Source organism: Escherichia sp. MR, from assembly GCF_005280595.1.
GTDB lineage: Bacteria > Pseudomonadota > Gammaproteobacteria > Enterobacterales > Enterobacteriaceae > Escherichia > Escherichia ruysiae.
The window spans coordinates 71,344-88,607 of record NZ_SZVK01000016.1; the positions used below are offsets into that span (position 1 = coordinate 71,344).

The 17,264-nt window shown below is 50.5% G+C and carries 15 protein-coding genes and 2 pseudogenes; 6 read left to right on the plus strand and 11 right to left on the minus strand.

All coding sequences use genetic code 11. The annotated features are described in order from the left end of the window. Positions 1-7 precede the first annotated feature (7 nt). Together nagA and nagB are read right to left on the minus strand one after the other, a co-directional pair. Positions 8-1,156, minus strand: coding sequence for an N-acetylglucosamine-6-phosphate deacetylase (nagA, locus tag FC814_RS09665; protein WP_000271146.1), 1,149 nt, complete (start codon positions 1,154-1,156; stop codon positions 8-10). A gap of 61 nt (positions 1,157-1,217) precedes the next feature. Further along, positions 1,218-2,018 (minus strand): glucosamine-6-phosphate deaminase, encoded by an 801-nt coding sequence (nagB, locus tag FC814_RS09670; RefSeq protein WP_001237072.1) that lies wholly within the window; start codon positions 2,016-2,018, stop codon positions 1,218-1,220. A 332-nt stretch (positions 2,019-2,350) separates the two neighbouring features. Here nagB and nagE point away from each other — a divergent pair, with 332 nt between their 5' ends. The 4 genes from nagE to chiQ all read left to right on the plus strand — a co-directional run bounded on the left by nagE (position 2,351) and on the right by chiQ (position 8,595). Further along, the gene (gene nagE / locus FC814_RS09675; protein ID WP_085460516.1) at positions 2,351-4,297 is read left to right on the plus strand and encodes a PTS N-acetyl glucosamine transporter subunit IIABC; all 1,947 of its coding nucleotides are present in this window, start codon (positions 2,351-2,353) and stop codon (positions 4,295-4,297) included. Between the two features lie 267 nt (positions 4,298-4,564). Next, positions 4,565-6,229, plus strand: coding sequence for a glutamine--tRNA ligase (gene glnS / locus FC814_RS09680; RefSeq protein WP_001287167.1), 1,665 nt, complete (start codon positions 4,565-4,567; stop codon positions 6,227-6,229). 577 nt (positions 6,230-6,806) lie between these two features. Next, entirely contained in the window at positions 6,807-8,213 is a 1,407-nt protein-coding gene (chiP, locus tag FC814_RS09685) for a chitoporin (protein WP_001201191.1), read from the plus strand. Positions 8,214-8,262: 49 nt separating this feature from the next. Next, on the plus strand, positions 8,263-8,595 hold the full coding sequence (chiQ, locus tag FC814_RS09690) for a ChiQ/YbfN family lipoprotein (protein ID WP_137325871.1): 333 nt from the start codon (positions 8,263-8,265) through the stop codon (positions 8,593-8,595). 95 nt (positions 8,596-8,690) lie between these two features. On the opposite strand, the gene fur is transcribed toward chiQ, so the two are convergent. The 5 genes from fur to ybfF form a co-directional block, all read right to left on the minus strand. Beyond that, positions 8,691-9,137: a ferric iron uptake transcriptional regulator gene (gene fur, locus FC814_RS09695; protein ID WP_000131706.1), complete on the minus strand. Its 447-nt coding sequence runs from the start codon at positions 9,135-9,137 to the stop codon at positions 8,691-8,693. Continuing rightward, positions 9,130-9,216, minus strand: a complete 87-nt coding sequence (gene uof, locus FC814_RS09700) for a fur leader peptide (RefSeq protein WP_001695552.1) — start codon at positions 9,214-9,216, stop codon at positions 9,130-9,132. The genes fur and uof overlap by 8 nt, the downstream gene beginning before the upstream one ends. Positions 9,217-9,425: 209 nt before the next feature. Then, positions 9,426-9,956 (minus strand): flavodoxin FldA, encoded by a 531-nt coding sequence (gene fldA, locus FC814_RS09705; protein WP_010346538.1) that lies wholly within the window; start codon positions 9,954-9,956, stop codon positions 9,426-9,428. A 139-nt stretch (positions 9,957-10,095) separates the two neighbouring features. Further along, positions 10,096-10,389 (minus strand): LexA regulated protein, encoded by a 294-nt coding sequence (gene ybfE / locus FC814_RS09710; protein WP_024165168.1) that lies wholly within the window; start codon positions 10,387-10,389, stop codon positions 10,096-10,098. Positions 10,390-10,528: 139 nt separating this feature from the next. After that, the gene (ybfF, locus tag FC814_RS09715) at positions 10,529-11,293 is read right to left on the minus strand and encodes an esterase (protein WP_000773260.1); all 765 of its coding nucleotides are present in this window, start codon (positions 11,291-11,293) and stop codon (positions 10,529-10,531) included. Positions 11,294-11,477: 184 nt separating this feature from the next. On the opposite strand from ybfF, the gene seqA reads away from it, so the two are divergent. Together seqA and pgm are read left to right on the plus strand one after the other, a co-directional pair. Continuing rightward, complete coding sequence (seqA, locus tag FC814_RS09720; protein WP_001515978.1) at positions 11,478-12,023, plus strand: replication initiation negative regulator SeqA; 546 nt, start codon at positions 11,478-11,480, stop codon at positions 12,021-12,023. 25 nt (positions 12,024-12,048) lie between these two features. Beyond that, complete coding sequence (gene pgm / locus FC814_RS09725) at positions 12,049-13,689, plus strand: phosphoglucomutase (alpha-D-glucose-1,6-bisphosphate-dependent) (protein WP_059217312.1); 1,641 nt, start codon at positions 12,049-12,051, stop codon at positions 13,687-13,689. A 53-nt stretch (positions 13,690-13,742) separates the two neighbouring features. On the opposite strand, the pseudogene FC814_RS23100 reads toward pgm, so the two are convergent. From FC814_RS23100 to FC814_RS23470, 4 genes and pseudogenes are all read right to left on the minus strand, one after another. Next, positions 13,743-13,841: pseudogene (locus FC814_RS23100) on the minus strand (hypothetical protein); the annotation flags it as partial. Between the two features lie 70 nt (positions 13,842-13,911). Further along, positions 13,912-15,231: a putrescine-ornithine antiporter gene (gene potE, locus FC814_RS09730; RefSeq protein WP_137325872.1), complete on the minus strand. Its 1,320-nt coding sequence runs from the start codon at positions 15,229-15,231 to the stop codon at positions 13,912-13,914. Next, a pseudogene (gene speF / locus FC814_RS09735) lies at positions 15,228-17,195 on the minus strand (ornithine decarboxylase SpeF); the annotation flags it as partial. The gene potE and the pseudogene speF, both read right to left, overlap by 4 nt. A 9-nt stretch (positions 17,196-17,204) precedes the next feature. Next, on the minus strand, positions 17,205-17,264 hold a 60-nt coding region (locus tag FC814_RS23470; protein ID WP_071528444.1), incomplete at its 5' end, for an IS1 family transposase.

Below are 17,264 nucleotides of genomic sequence, written 5' to 3' on the forward strand. Positions count from 1 at the left end.
CTTTCTCTTATTGAGTTACGACCTCGTTACCATTAACGATGGTCTTAGTGATTTTAAAATCAGGTGTGAATGCGGTCAGGTTGGCCACTTTGCCTGCGGCGAGCGTGCCGAGACGTTTTTCAACGCCAATTGCACGTGCCGGGTAGAGCGTCGCCATACGCAAAACTTCATCCAGTGCGATACCGCAATGTTCGACCAGATTACGCACGCCTTCAATCATGGTTAAGGATGAACCGCTTAACGTACCATTTTCATCCACACAAAGTCCGTTGCGGTAGTATATTGTTTTACCCGCAAAAATGAACTGTTCAATATTGGCGCCTGCTGGTGCAGTAGCGTCGGTGACCAGACACAGTTTGTCGCCTTTCAGACGCTTGGCGTTGCGGATGTTAGCGTAATCAACGTGCAAGCCATCGGCAATAATACCGCAATAAATGTCGGCGTCATCGAGGATCGCGCCCGCCAGACCTGGCTCGCGACCGGTAATATACGGCATCGCGTTGTACAGATGGGTGGCAAAGGTAATCCCCGCGCGGAAACCGGCTTTCGCTTCTTTCAGTGTTGCGTTGGAGTGACCGGCAGAAACTACAATCCCGGCATTTGCCAGTTTGCTGATCACTTCCGCAGGAACCATTTCCGGTGCCAGGGTAACTTTAGTAATCACATCAGCGTTTTCGCACAGGAAATCAACCAGCGCAGCATCGGGTTTACGCACGAAGTTCGGATTATGAGTGCCTTTTTTCACCAGATTCAGCCACGGACCTTCCAGATGCAAACCTAGCGCCTGGTTCGGATGGTTTGCCAGGTACTCACGCATTACGCGCACACCCTGTTTCATCAGGTCATCGCTGGTGGTGATAAGCGTTGGCAGATAGTTAGTACAGCCAGATTTCTCATTGGCTTTTTGCATGATTTCCAGCGTTTCAACGCTTACCGCTTCCGCAGTATCGTTGAACTGTACGCCGCCGCAGCCGTTTAACTGCACATCAATAAAACCGGGGGAGAGAATGGCTCCGTTCAGTGAACGTTGTTCAATCTCTGGCGGCAGTTCCGCTACCGGACAGACACTTTTAATCAGGCCATCAGCGATAACAACCGCGTGGTCATCAAGAAATTCGTGACCGGTAAAGATCCGGCCCTGGGTTAATGCATACATTCCGACCCCCGATTTTAAAAATAATATTGCCCTGAGCAAGGTGTCAGGGCAGGGATAACAATTACAGACCTTTGATATTTTCTGCTTCTAATTCATTGAAATATCTTAAAGTCTTAACTTTCAGCTCCATGGTGGAAGGTTCATCGCACACCATGATCGCTTTCGGATGCAGTTGCAGACAGCTGATGGTCCACATATGGTTAACGCAACCTTCAACTGCGGCTTGCAGCGCCAGTGCTTTCTGGCTACCCAGAACCAGAATCATCACTTCTTCGGCATCCAGCAATGTACCAACACCGACAGTCAGAGCATATTTTGGCACCTGATTGACATCGTTATCAAAGAAACGAGAGTTAGCAACGCGAGTGTCATGAGTCAGGGTTTTGATACGGGTGCGAGAAGCCAGGGAGGAGGCTGGTTCGTTAAATGCGATGTGACCGTCGTTACCTACGCCGCCCATAAACAGATGAATTTTACCGTAAGAGCGGATTTTTTCTTCATACTGGCGGCACTCGGCGTCGATATCCGGGGCGTTACCGTTGAGAAGGTTGATATTTTCTGCTGGAATATCAACGTGATCGAAGAAGTTACGGTGCATAAAGCTGTAGTAGCTTTCCGGATGCTCTTTTGGCAGACCGACATATTCATCCATGTTGAAGGTGACAACGTGCTTAAAGCTGACCTGGCCTGCTTTATGCATTTCGACTAACGCTTTATAGGTGGTCATTGGTGTGCCGCCGGTCGGCAGACCGAGCACGAACGGACGATCGGCAGTCGGTTTGAACGCGTTGATACGATTAACGATATGGCGAGCAGCCCATTTGCCGACCTGTTCAGCGGTAGTCAGGGGGATCAGTCTCATTATTCACCTCAATAAGTAAAATGTAAGCCGTTGGCGGATTAGGCATCTTTAAGCGTAACCTGGATTTGCGCAGACAGGCGTCAATCCGACCTGATTTTTTGAATGATAAAATAAGTTTTCTGGTTTAGCCAGTAAAAGGGAGTGATGATAACGATATTTGGTGACAAAACTCACAAAAGACACGCGTTTAATTTGCGGTACGAATTAATTTTTTACACACTCTGTAGCAGATGATCTAACAATATGATTACAGAACATCGGCAGTACAGTTTGCAGCAAAATAAAAATACGGCGTTAAACAAGCCAAATAGGGTTCTCGTAGGGGGAATAAGATGAATATTTTAGGGTTTTTCCAGCGACTCGGTAGGGCGTTACAGCTCCCTATCGCAGTACTGCCGGTGGCGGCGCTGTTGCTGCGATTCGGTCAGCCAGATTTACTTAACGTTGCGTTTATTGCCCAGGCGGGCGGCGCGATTTTTGATAACCTCGCATTAATCTTCGCCATCGGCGTGGCATCCAGCTGGTCCAAAGACAGCGCAGGTGCGGCGGCGCTGGCGGGTGCGGTAGGTTACTTTGTGTTAACCAAAGCGATGGTGACCATCAACCCGGAAATCAATATGGGTGTACTGGCGGGTATCATTACCGGCCTGGTCGGTGGTGCAGCCTATAACCGTTGGTCCGATATTAAACTGCCGGACTTCCTGAGCTTTTTCGGCGGCAAACGTTTTGTGCCGATTGCCACTGGCTTCTTCTGCCTGGTATTGGCGGCTATTTTTGGTTATGTCTGGCCACCGGTGCAGCACGCTATTCATGCTGGTGGTGAATGGATCGTTTCTGCGGGCGCGCTGGGTTCCGGTATCTTTGGTTTCATCAACCGTCTGCTGATCCCAACTGGTCTGCATCAGGTGCTGAACACCATTGCCTGGTTCCAGATTGGTGAATTTACCAACGCGGCAGGGACGGTTTTCCACGGCGACATCAACCGCTTCTATGCCGGTGACGGCACTGCGGGGATGTTCATGTCCGGCTTCTTCCCGATCATGATGTTTGGTCTGCCGGGTGCGGCACTGGCGATGTACTTCGCAGCACCGAAAGAGCGTCGTCCGATGGTTGGCGGGATGCTGCTTTCCGTTGCTATCACCGCGTTCCTGACTGGTGTTACCGAGCCGCTGGAATTCCTGTTCATGTTCCTTGCGCCGCTGCTGTACCTTCTGCACGCACTGCTGACCGGTATCAGCCTGTTTGTGGCAACGCTGCTGGGTATTCACGCGGGCTTCTCCTTCTCTGCGGGCGCCATCGACTATGCGTTGATGTATAACCTGCCGGCAGCCAGCCAGAACGTCTGGATGCTGCTGGTGATGGGCGTTATCTTCTTCGTTATCTACTTTGTGGTGTTCAGTGCAGTTATCCGCATGTTCAACCTGAAAACGCCAGGCCGTGAAGATAAAGAAGACGAAATTGTTACTGAAGAAGCCAACAGCAACACTGAAGAAGGTCTGACTCAACTGGCGACCAACTATATTGCTGCGGTTGGCGGTAGCGACAACCTGAAAGCGATTGACGCCTGTATTACCCGTCTGCGCCTGACGGTGGGTGACTCAGCCCGCGTCAACGATGCGATGTGTAAACGTCTGGGTGCTTCTGGGGTGGTGAAACTGAACAAACAGACCATCCAGGTGATTGTTGGTGCGAAAGCGGAATCTATCGGTGATGCGATGAAGAAAGTCGTTGCTCGTGGCCCGGTAGCTGCTGCTTCTGCTGAAGCGGCTCCGGCAACTGCCGCGCCGGCAGCAAAACCACAGGCTGTACCAAATGCAGTGTCTATCGCTGAGCTGGTATCGCCGATTACTGGTGATGTTGTCGCACTGGATCAGGTGCCAGACGAAGCGTTCGCCAGCAAAGCGGTGGGCGACGGTGTAGCGGTGAAACCGACGGATAAAATCGTTGTATCACCAGCCGCAGGGACTATCGTAAAAATCTTCAACACCAACCACGCGTTCTGCCTGGAAACCGAAAAAGGCGCGGAGATCGTCGTCCACATGGGTATCGACACCGTGGCGCTGGAAGGTAAAGGCTTTAAGCGTTTGGTGGAAGAGGGGGCGCAGGTAAGTGCAGGGCAACCGATTCTGGAAATGGATCTGGATTACCTGAATGCTAACGCCCGCTCGATGATTAGCCCGGTGGTTTGCAGCAATATCGACGATTTCAGCGGTCTGATCATTAAAGCCCAGGGTCATGTTGTGGCGGGTCAAACGCCGCTGTATGAAATCAAAAAGTAATCTGTTTCATGCCTGATGCGACGCTTGACGCGTCTTATCAGGCCTACAAAAGCTCAGTGTAGGTTGGATAAGATGCACCAGCGTCGCATCCAACAATGACACAGGAGTGGCAAAAGCGGCGGATATCATCTTCGCCGCTTTTTTTTTCATCAATCATCCCCATAATCTCAGTGAGATTTTCTATTTTCTCTAACTAACAGTTGTCAGCCTGTCCCGCTTATAAGATCATACGCCGTTATACGTTGTTTACGCTTTGAGGAATCCACGATGAGTGAGGCAGAAGCCCGCCCGACTAACTTTATTCGTCAGATCATTGATGAAGATCTGGCCAGTGGCAAGCACACCACAGTACACACCCGTTTCCCGCCAGAACCAAATGGCTATCTGCATATTGGTCATGCGAAATCTATCTGCCTGAACTTCGGGATCGCTCAGGACTATAAAGGCCAGTGCAACCTGCGTTTCGACGACACTAACCCGGTAAAAGAAGATATCGAGTACGTAGAGTCGATCAAAAACGACGTTGAATGGTTAGGTTTTCACTGGTCTGGTAACGTTCGTTACTCCTCCGACTATTTTGATCAGCTCCATGCCTATGCGATCGAATTGATCAATAAAGGCCTGGCGTATGTCGATGAACTGACGCCGGAACAGATCCGCGAATACCGTGGCACCCTGACGCAGCCGGGTAAAAACAGTCCGTACCGCGACCGCAGCGTTGAAGAGAACCTGGCGCTGTTCGAAAAAATGCGTACCGGCGGTTTTGAAGAAGGTAAAGCCTGCCTGCGTGCGAAAATCGACATGGCTTCGCCGTTTATCGTGATGCGCGATCCGGTGCTGTACCGCATTAAATTTGCTGAACACCACCAGACCGGCAACAAGTGGTGCATCTACCCGATGTACGACTTCACCCACTGCATCAGCGATGCGCTGGAAGGTATTACGCACTCTCTGTGTACGCTGGAGTTCCAGGACAACCGTCGTCTGTATGACTGGGTTCTGGACAACATCACCATTCCTGTTCATCCGCGCCAGTACGAATTCTCGCGCCTGAATCTGGAATACACCGTGATGTCCAAGCGTAAGCTGAACCAGTTGGTGACCGACAAGCACGTAGAAGGCTGGGACGATCCGCGTATGCCGACCATTTCTGGTCTGCGTCGTCGTGGTTACACTGCGGCTTCTATTCGTGAGTTCTGCAAACGCATCGGCGTGACCAAGCAGGACAACACCATTGAGATGGCATCTCTGGAATCCTGTATTCGTGAAGATCTCAACGAAAACGCGCCGCGCGCAATGGCGGTTATCGATCCAGTGAAACTGGTTATCGAAAACTATCAGGGCGAAGGCGAAATGGTCACTATGCCGAACCATCCGAACAAACCGGAAATGGGTAGCCGTCAGGTGCCGTTTAGCGGTGAGATTTGGATCGATCGCGCCGATTTCCGCGAAGAAGCTAACAAGCAGTACAAGCGTCTGGTGCTGGGTAAAGAAGTGCGTCTGCGTAATGCTTACGTGATTAAAGCAGAACGCGTGGAGAAAGATGCCGAAGGCAATATCACCACCATCTTCTGTACTTACGATGCCGACACTTTAAGCAAAGATCCGGCTGATGGTCGTAAAGTGAAAGGCGTTATTCACTGGGTAAGCGCGGCACATGCGCTGCCGGTTGAAATCCGCCTGTACGATCGCCTGTTCAGCGTGCCGAATCCAGGCGCTGCGGATGATTTCCTGTCGGTGATTAACCCAGAATCGCTGGTCATCAAACAGGGCTTTGCTGAACCGTCTCTGAAAGACGCGGTAGCGGGTAAAGCGTTCCAGTTTGAGCGTGAAGGTTACTTCTGCCTCGACAGCCGCCATTCTACGGCGGAAAAACCGGTATTTAACCGCACCGTTGGGCTGCGTGATACCTGGGCAAAGGTTGGCGAGTAATTCTAAGTTTCACCATGCCGGATGCGGCGTAAATGCCGCATCCGGCAAGAAACACACAAACAGTATCAAACGCTAAATTGCCTGATGCGCTACGCTTATCAGGCCTACGAGATCTCTACAATATATTGAATTTGCGTGCTTTTGTAGGTCGGATAAGGCGTTTACGCCACATCCGGCATGAAACATACAAAAATCCCAAACGCCGCGCTCTGTGGCGTTTTTTCTGCTTATCATCGCGAATTAATTCCGCTTCGCAATTTATCCGTAAAATAAATTTAAAAACACAAATCATAATTAAATAAAATGTAACCGCTTTCATCCTACTGGAAAGCCACATATTTTTTCTTCTACAAACTCTTCTGCTGCAAACTTAAATCCTGTAACAAAAATCATCAAAATATGTGCGGTTGCTCATGTTCTTACATTCTCGTTACAGAAAGAGATTGATAATTCGCGTCGCGAAAAATAGTCTGTTCCTGTAGTCAGCGAGACTTTTCTCAACGCTACTTTTTTAATTTTTATTTTTTTCGCTGTTCACCTGTGGTGCAGCAATTTATACGTCAAAGAGGATTAACCCATGCGTGCGTTTAGTGGCAAACGTAGTACGCTGGCGCTGGCTATCGCCGGTGTTACAGCAATGTCGGGCTTTATGGCAATGCCGGAGGCTCGCGCCGAAGGATTCATCGACGATTCAACCTTAACCGGCGGTATCTATTACTGGCAGCGTGAACGCGACCGTAAAGACGTTACCGACGGTGACAAATACAAAACCAACCTTTCTCACTCCACCTGGAACGCCAACCTCGATTTTCAGTCTGGTTATGCTGCTGATATGTTCGGCCTTGATATTGCCGCATTTACGGCGATTGAAATGGCAGAAAACGGCGATAGCTCCCACCCGAACGAAATCGCGTTTTCAAAAAGTAATAAAGCCTATGACGAAGACTGGTCCGGCGATAAAAGCGGTATAAGCCTGTATAAAGCAGCGGCCAAATTTAAATACGGTCCGGTGTGGGCGAGGGCAGGTTATATTCAGCCAACCGGTCAGACGCTGTTAGCGCCGCACTGGAGCTTTATGCCGGGTACTTATCAGGGGGCGGAAGCCGGGGCGAATTTTGATTACGGCGATGCCGGTGCGTTGAGTTTCTCCTACATGTGGACCAACGAATACAAAGCGCCGTGGCATCTGGAAATGGATGAGTTTTATCAGAACGATAAGACTACCAAAGTTGATTATCTGCACTCCCTCGGGGCGAAGTACGACTTCAAAAATAACTTCGTACTGGAAGCGGCGTTTGGTCAGGCGGAAGGGTATATCGATCAATATTTTGCCAAAGCCAGCTATAAATTTGATATCGCCGGTAGCCCGTTAACCACCAGCTACCAGTTCTACGGTACGCGCGACAAAGTTGACGATCGCAGCGTCAACGATCTTTATGACGGCACCGCCTGGCTGCAGGCGTTGACCTTTGGCTACCGGGCGGCTGACGTAGTGGATTTGCGCCTCGAAGGCACCTGGGTTAAAGCCGATGGTCAGCAGGGATACTTCCTGCAACGTATGACCCCAACCTACGCTTCCTCGAACGGTCGCCTGGATATCTGGTGGGATAACCGCTCTGACTTTAACGCCAACGGCGAAAAAGCGGTCTTCTTCGGTGCGATGTATGACCTGAAAAACTGGAATCTTCCCGGCTTCGCCATCGGCGCTTCCTACGTTTATGCATGGGATGCCAAACCAGCGACATGGCAGAGCAATCCGGATGCGTACTACGACAAAAACCGGACTATCGAAGAGTCTGCTTACAGTCTGGATGCGGTCTACACCATTCAGGACGGTCGCGCCAAGGGCACGATGTTCAAACTGCATTTCACCGAATACGACAACCACTCCGACATCCCAAGCTGGGGTGGCGGTTACGGCAACATCTTCCAGGATGAGCGTGACGTGAAATTCATGGTTATCGCGCCGTTCACTATCTTCTGATGCCCGACGCGGCAGGTATTTCGCCTGCCGCGCGTTTGAGGAATTTGCTATGAAAAAACTGATTCTCATCGCCATGATGGCATCGGGGCTGGTGGCTTGTGCGCAATCAACCGCGCCACAGGAAGACAGTCGTCTAAAAGAAGCTTACAGCGCCTGCATCAACACAGCACAAGGCCCGCCGGAAAAAATTGAGGCCTGCCAGAGCGTGTTAAACGTGCTGAAGAAAGAGAAACAACATCAGCAGTTTGCCGACCAGGAAAGTGTGCGGGTACTGGATTATCAGCAGTGTCTGCGCGCAACGCAAACCGGTAACGACCAGGCAGTGAAAGCCGATTGCGATAAAGTCTGGCAGGAAATTCGCAGTAATAACGCTACGCAGTAAAAACAAAAAAAGCGAGGGCTATAACTCTCGCTTGTTCTTATTTCCCTGGTATAAAAAAGCCAACCCGCAGGTTGGCTTTTCTCGTTCAGGCTGACTTATTTGCCTTCGTGCGCGTGCTCATCTTCGCGGCAATCGCCTTCGGCGCAGTGACCGTAAAGATAGAGACTATGGTTAGTCAGGCGAATACCATGTTTCGCGGCGATTTCACGCTGACGCGCTTCGATAGATTCATCACTAAATTCAATAACCTTGCCGCAGTCGAGGCAGATCAGGTGATCGTGATGATGTTGCTGGGTCAGTTCAAATACGGATTTACCGCCTTCAAAATTGTGGCGGGTGACGATACCGGCATCGTCAAACTGGTTCAGTACGCGATATACCGTAGCCAGACCAATTTCTTCACCCATATCGATCAGACGTTTATATAAATCTTCCGCACTGACGTGATGGTTGTCCGGCTCCTGAAGAACTTCCAGGATTTTTAAACGAGGAAGCGTTACTTTCAGGCCAGCTTTCTTTAGGGCGGTATTGTTATCAGTCATGCGGAATCTGTCCTGTTACTAAGCGGTTCACTTCATTAGGAGAAGTGACAGAATTTGCTCTTGAGATAATGCGTATCATTATAGAATTGCCACGCCTAAATGAAAACTACAAGTCCCTGGCAAATATTGTTAATAAAAACGTGGCTTAGCTTACATTTACATCGGCAAGGCCACTTCAATACTGGAACATTGTACAGGTACTACGGCAAAAGTTACAAATTTGTAGCAATTATTTTGATTGGCATTATCTATTAATACGGCGTAGACATTAGCCTACACCGCATCACATCAGGCGTTGATAATTTCGTCGAGATGCAGCTCTTCAGAAATTTGCTTAACCCATTTTTCCACGCGTTCAGCGGTCAGTTCCGGCTGACGGTCTTCGTCAATAGCCAGGCCGACAAAGTGATCGTCATCTGCCAGACCTTTTGATGCTTCGAAATGGTAGCCCGCAGTTGGCCAGTGACCCACGATAGTCGCGCCGCGCGGTTCGATGATGTCACGGATAGTGCCTAATGCATCACAGAAATATTCGGCGTAATCTTCCTGGTCGCCACAGCCAAACAGGGCAACCAGTTTACCATTGAAATCAATCTCTTCGAGAGTCGGGAAGAAGTCGTCCCAGTCACACTGCGCTTCGCCGTAATACCAGGTTGGGATACCCAGCAGCAGAATGTCATAAGCTTCCAGATCTTCTTTGCTGCTTTTTGCAATGTCATGGACATCGGCAACGTCTTTACCAAGCTGTTTTTGAATCATTTTTGCGATATTTTCGGTATTACCGGTGTCGCTGCCGAAAAAGATGCCAGTGATAGCCATGAGTGAAATAACCTCTTGAAACTTATTGAAATGGGGGTGGCAAATTGCCCACGGATAAAGGCAATCATAGCAGAACAGGCAGTCTTGCGGAATCAGCAAACGGGCAGGACTGCACACTGTGCTACATGAAAGTGGAAATTTAAACGATGCCTTGACTACGCAGTGCCGCCAACTGCTGCATCAAAATCTCTTCGATCAGTTCGCTACGGCTCATATTGCGCGACTCTGCCAGCTCATTCAGCGCCTCGACAGCTTCCGCGTTCAGCTTCAGTTCGACACGCTTAAGACCACGTACTTTGTCGCGTTTTAGCTGGTTGCGTTTATTAATACGCAGCTGTTCATCGCGCGAAAGCGGATTGGTTTTCGGTCGTCCCGGTCGACGCTCGTGCGCGAACAGATCTAATGTCGTACGGTCCGTTTGTTCTTTGGCCATGATCTTGGTGACTTCGGGGGAAACAATCAGCCGGGCGTCTGCCCGGATGGATAGCGCGCCATAATACATCAGCGCGATGAGTCACGCCAACGCCCACGCGCGGAAAGCGACGCGGACGCTGGGTTTTTAATCAGTTGCGTTAATCATTGAGATAGCGACGGATGGCGCGCAGTACCGCATCAGGTTTTTCGGCGTGTACCCAGTGACCCGCACCCGCAATCACATGCGCCCGTGCCTGCGGGAATTGCGCCAGTAAATCATCACGATATTGTTCAGTGACATACGGTGAATTACCGCCGGGGATAAACAGGGCAGGGTGATCCCATGCCGGGATTTTCTCCCAGCCAACGATATGCGGATACTGATCCCACAACACTGGCACGTTAAAACGCCATTCACCATCAACGTAAGATTTCAGCAGAAACTGAATCACCCCTTCTTCATTCAGATGTTGGCGCATCACCGTTGCTGCCTGCTGTCGTGTTTGCGCGCTGGATTCGCTGACGGCGTTGATGGCGGCGAAAATCTCATCATGACGACGCACGTGATAATCAACCGGCGCAATATCGATCGCCACCAGCTTATCGATGCGATCGGGGGCTAGTGCAGTTAGCGCCATAACGGCTTTACCGCCCATAGAGTGACCGATAAACGTCGCTTTTTCGATCTGTTGTGCATCCAGCGTATCCAGCAGATCTTGCGCCATTGCTGGATAATTCATCACAGGATCGCGCGGTGAAAGTCCGTGGTTACGCATATCGACCTGGATAATATTGTGGTCGCTCACCAGGTCGCGCGCCAGAACGCCGAGGTTGTCGAGACTACCAAACAAACCGTGGACGAGGACGATGGGAGAATTATTATGCTGGTTTTGTGCAGATTGCGCGCGGATATTCAATTTCATGGCAAAGTTCTTTTTTTCGCGAAGTCGGGTTAGGGTATTATGTTGACCATTGTGCCACAGGGCTGCAACAAATAAGGTTTAATCCGAGTTTTTCTGCAAGCCAGGCTTGACGCTATCCGCTGCCGGGATTTATTCATATACTCCTGGCGACTTGTATTCAGCTAAGACACCGCACTGGATTAAGATGAAAACGATTGAAGTTGATGATGAACTCTACAGCTATATTGCCAGCCACACTAAGCATATCGGCGAGAGCGCATCCGACATTTTACGGCGCATGTTGAAATTTTCCGCCGCATCACAGCCTGCTGCTCCGGTGACGAAAGAGGTTCGCATTGCGTCGCCTGCTATCGTCGAAGCGAAGCCGATCAAAACGATTAAAGACAAAGTACGCGCAATGCGTGAACTTCTGCTTTCCGATGAATACGCAGAGCAGAAGCGCGCGGTCAACCGCTTTATGCTGCTGTTGTCTACACTATATTCTCTTGACGCTCAGGCGTTTGCCGAGGCAACGGAATCGTTGCATGGTCGCACGCGCGTTTACTTTGCGGCAGATGAACAAACGCTGCTGAAAAATGGTAATCAGACCAAGCCGAAACATGTGCCAGGCACGCCGTATTGGGTGATCACCAACACTAACACCGGCCGTAAATGCAGCATGATCGAACACATCATGCAGTCGATGCAATTCCCGGCGGAATTGATTGAGAAGGTTTGCGGAACTATCTAAAACGTTGCAGATAAAGGACAAAGCAATGGCAATCCACAATCGTGCAGGTCAACCTGCACAACAGAGTGATTTGATTAACGTCGCCCAACTGACGGCGCAATATTATGTACTGAAACCAGAAGCAGGGAATGCGGAGCATGCGGTGAAATTCGGTACTTCCGGTCACCGTGGCAGTGCAGCGCGCCACAGCTTTAACGAGCCGCACATTCTGGCGATCGCTCAGGCAATTGCTGAAGAACGTGCGAAAAACGGCATCACTGGCCCTTGCTATGTGGGTAAAGATACTCACGCCCTGTCCGAACCTGCGTTCATTTCCGTACTGGAAGTGCTGGCAGCGAACGGTGTAGACGTTATTGTGCAGGAAAACAATGGCTTCACTCCGACGCCTGCCGTTTCCAATGCCATTCTGGTTCACAACAAAAAAGGTGGCCCGCTGGCAGATGGTATCGTGATTACGCCGTCCCATAACCCGCCGGAAGATGGTGGTATCAAATACAACCCGCCAAATGGTGGCCCGGCTGATACCAACGTCACTAAAGTGGTGGAAGACAGAGCTAACGCACTGCTGGCCGATGGCCTGAAAGGCGTGAAGCGTATCTCTCTCGACGAAGCGATGGCATCCGGTCATGTGAAAGAGCAGGATCTGGTGCAGCCGTTTGTGGAAGGTCTGGCGGATATCGTTGATATGGCGGCGATTCAGAAAGCTGGCCTGACGCTGGGCGTTGATCCGCTGGGCGGTTCCGGTATCGAATACTGGAAGCGCATTGGCGAATATTACAACCTCAACCTGACCATCGTTAACGATCAGGTCGATCAAACCTTCCGCTTTATGCACCTCGATAAAGACGGCGCGATCCGTATGGACTGCTCTTCTGAGTGTGCGATGGCGGGCCTGCTGGCACTGCGTGATAAGTTCGATCTGGCGTTTGCTAACGACCCGGATTATGACCGTCACGGTATCGTCACTCCGGCAGGTTTGATGAATCCGAACCACTACCTGGCGGTGGCAATCAACTACCTGTTCCAGCATCGTCCGCAGTGGGGTAAAGATGTTGCCGTGGGTAAAACGCTGGTTTCTTCTGCGATGATCGACCGTGTGGTCAACGATTTGGGGCGCAAGCTGGTAGAAGTACCGGTAGGCTTCAAATGGTTTGTTGATGGTCTGTTCGACGGTAGCTTCGGCTTTGGCGGCGAAGAGAGCGCGGGGGCTTCCTTCCTGCGTTTCGACGGTACGCCGTGGTCAACCGATAAAGACGGCATCATCATGTGTCTGCTGGCTGCGGAAATTACCGCAGTCACCGGTAAGAACCCGCAGGAACACTACAACGAACTGGCGAAACGCTTTGGTGCGCCGAGCTACAACCGCTTGCAGGCAGTTGCGACTTCCGCACAAAAAGCGGCGCTGTCTAAGCTGTCTCCGGAAATGGTGAGCGCCAGCACTCTGGCAGGTGACCCAATTACCGCGCGCCTGACTGCTGCTCCGGGCAACGGTGCTTCTATTGGCGGTCTGAAAGTGATGACTGACAACGGCTGGTTCGCCGCGCGTCCGTCAGGCACGGAAGACGCATACAAGATCTACTGCGAAAGCTTCCTCGGTGAAGAACATCGCAAGCAGATCGAGAAAGAAGCAGTCGAGATTGTTAGCGAAGTTCTGAAAAACGCGTAAACATATTAAATAAGAAAAAGGGCGGTCGGAAGATCGCCCTTTTTACTTATGACTGCCTGATGCGCTACGCTTATCAGGCCTACGAGGATAGTGCAATCTATTGAATTTACGCTATTTTGTAGGCCGGATAAGGCGTTCACGCCGCATCCGGCATGAACAACGAGCACTTTGTTAATAATCCCAAAGGGCGATCATTCGATCGCCCTTTTTTACTTCACTTTATTAACCGTGTTTATTTTTCAGTTCAAAGCGGGGTGATACCAGACCATACAGTGTCCAGCCGAGGAAGGTCACGATGGAGCCATACAGCATGGCCTCTTCCCCAGACGAGTACCGCGCATAAAAGCTGTACATCGCACCAATAAAGGCAACAAAGTTAGCCACTTTCGCTTTAGCAGCCGGAACATTCGCTGCTTTCTGGATGATTACCAGTGCTGCCATCGACAGAATATACGGGATGATATTGGTCACCACGGCCAGGTTAACCAACACGTTGAACTGGCTGTTCAGCGACGGGCTAATGGTCATCAGCGATAATCCACTCTGGATAATCACAATGGTCAACATTCCCTGAACCGGTGCATCTACTTTGGTTACACGAGAGAAAATTTTCGGGAAGTACCCTTCATCGGCAGAAGATTTAAACACCTGGGCAATGGTGAACTGCCAGCCGAGCAATGAACCGCAGCAGGACATCACCATCAACGCCATAATCACTTTACCGACTTCCGGTGTGAACATCTGCGCGAAGGCCAGACCAAACGGTGCCGTTGAATTTGCCAGCTCCATATTTGGCACAATCCCGGCAATCACGTTGGTAGAGATGATATAAATCACCGCTGCGCCTAACGTACCGCCAAGAACAGCAATTGGCACGTTACGTTCCGGGTTTTCTACCACTTCAGCATTCGCACAGGCAGACTCCAGACCGAGAAAAGCCCACAATGTCATGGCAATGGAAGAACCTACCGCACCAAAGAACGGCACATGGTGTGGGTTCCATGAATTAGCGTACAGCGTCGGGCTAAACCAGAACCAGCCAATAATGCACAGGCCGACCACCGGAATAATTACTCCCCACACGGTAATGCTACTGATTTGTCCGGTGATGCGCGCACCGCCAAAGTTGGCAATAGTACAAATCCACAGCACACCAATCGTCGCCAGACCAATCTGCACTGGCGACAAACTCGCGCCGAGCAGTTCAGTACCGTAACCAACCGCAGAAATAGCAATCGCCACGTTAGCAATCAGCAGCGACACACCGTAGGTGTAGTTCGCCATAAAATTACCGGACTTACCAAAAGCATACTCCGCATAACCGCCCATACCGCCTGCTTTACGGCTGAACATACCGCATTTTGCGAATGCCCATGCCAGTGCCATTGAGCCTACGGCGGTAACCAGCCAGGAGATAATCGAGATTGTCCCAACTTCAGCAAGCTTTGTCGGCAGCATAATGATGCCGGAGCCCATCATGTTGACCATCGTCAGTATGGTTAACTGAACAACGCCCATCTTATTTGATTTTGCTTTGCTCATAATTGTTCCCCTTTCAACAGGGCGCTTTGCACTTCGCGTGGTTTGATGACATAGCACCAGACTTGCTTACGACCATCATGTTCTTCGATGTAGACACCCTGTAGCTCCGGCGCAAAACCTGGCAGCAGATTGATCCCTTCTTCGAGGGCACTGAAATAACGCAGAACAGCACCACCCCATATTTCACCTGGAACAACACACAGCACGCCCGGAGGATAAGGAAGCGCGCCTTCGGCAGCGATACGGCCTTCTGCATCCGGCAGGCGAACTAGCTCCACTTCGCCGCGTAAATAGGCGTAGTTGGTTTCTTGTGGATTCATGCTGACACGCGGTAAGTGCTCCTTACGGAACATCTCTTTTTGCAGTTGTTTCACGTTGTGACGGGCATACAAATCATGCATTTCCTGGCACAACTGACGCAGGGTATAACCGGCGTAACGGGCTTCATGCTGTTTGTAGATGGAAGGCAGTACTTCTGCTAATGGCGCGTCAGACTCAAGCAGTTTTTCGAAGCGTACCAGCAGGGCAACAAGTTGCTGAAGTTTGGCCATATTTTCTGCCGGAGTCAGCAGGAAGAGGATGGAGTTAAGATCGCATTTTTCCGGCACTACGCCATTTTCGCGCAGGAAGTTAGCAAGAATCGTCGCGGGTACACCGAACGCTTCATATTCGCCGTTACGTGCATCAATACCTGGGGTTGTCAGCAACAGTTTGCAAGGATCGACAAAGTATTGATTCTCTGCATAGCCTTCAAAAGAATGCCAGTGTTCCCCTGGTACAAACTGGAAGAAGCGCAGATCAACCGCAATTTGCGCTGTTTCATACGACTGCCAGGGTTTACCATCCACCAGTTCAGGTACGAACGGACGAATATGCTGACAGTTATCGAGGATCAGTTTGCGGGTATTAATACCATTTACCACACAATCCATCCACATATTACGACCGCTGACACCTTCATGCATTTTGGCGTTGATATCCAGTGCGGCAAACAGCGGATAGGACGGGCTGGTGGAGGCATGCATCATAAAGGCGTTGTTCATGCGTTTGTGCGGTACATAACGCTGTTGCCCTTTGATATGGCTGTCTTTTTTATGGATTTGTGAAGTTTGAGAAAAACCAGCCTGCTGTTTATGTACGGATTGCGTAACCAGAATACCCGGATCGTTCTCATTAAGATCCAGCAACAGTGGTGAACAGTCAGCCATCATCGGGATAAATTGCTCATAGCCGACCCATGCGGAGTCAAACAGAATGTAGTCACACAGATGACCAATTTTATCCACCACCTGACGGGCGTTATAAATCGTACCGTCGTAAGTGCCTAGCTGAATAACGGCGAGGCGGAAAGGACGAGCCTCTTTTGCCCGCTGCGGTGCGACTTCCGCGATCAGCTCACGCAGGTAACTTTCTTCGAAGCAGTGCGCATCAATGCCACCGATAAAGCCATACGGGTTACGTGCCGTTTCCAGATAAACCGGTGTCGCGCCAGCCTGTAGCAACGCACCGTGGTGGTTAGATTTGTGGTTATTGCGGTCAAACAGTACCAGATCACCCGGTGTCAGCAGGGCGTTTAAAACCACTTTGTTAGAAGATGAAGTGCCATTTAGAACGAAGTATGTTTTATCGGCATTAAACACTTTTGCCGCATGTTGCTGTGCAATACATGGCGCGCCTTCGTGAATCAGCAGATCGCCCATCGCTACGTCTGCGTTGCACAAGTCGGCACGGAACAGCGCCTCACCAAAGTATTCCACAAACTGATTCCCCGCCGGATGGCGACGGAAAAATTCGCCGCCCTGATGACCAGGGCAATCAAACGCGCTGTTACCCTGATTGACATAATCGACCAGTGCGCGGAAGAAGGGCGGGCGCAGTTGAGTTTCATAATGGCTGGCTGCAGTTTCTAACTGACGACCATAAAATTCTCGTCGCGATTCGCAATTCTCAAAGACACCGGTAATGACTCTAACTTATTGATAGTGTTTTATGTTCAGATAATGCCCGATGACTTTGTCATGCAGCTCCACCGA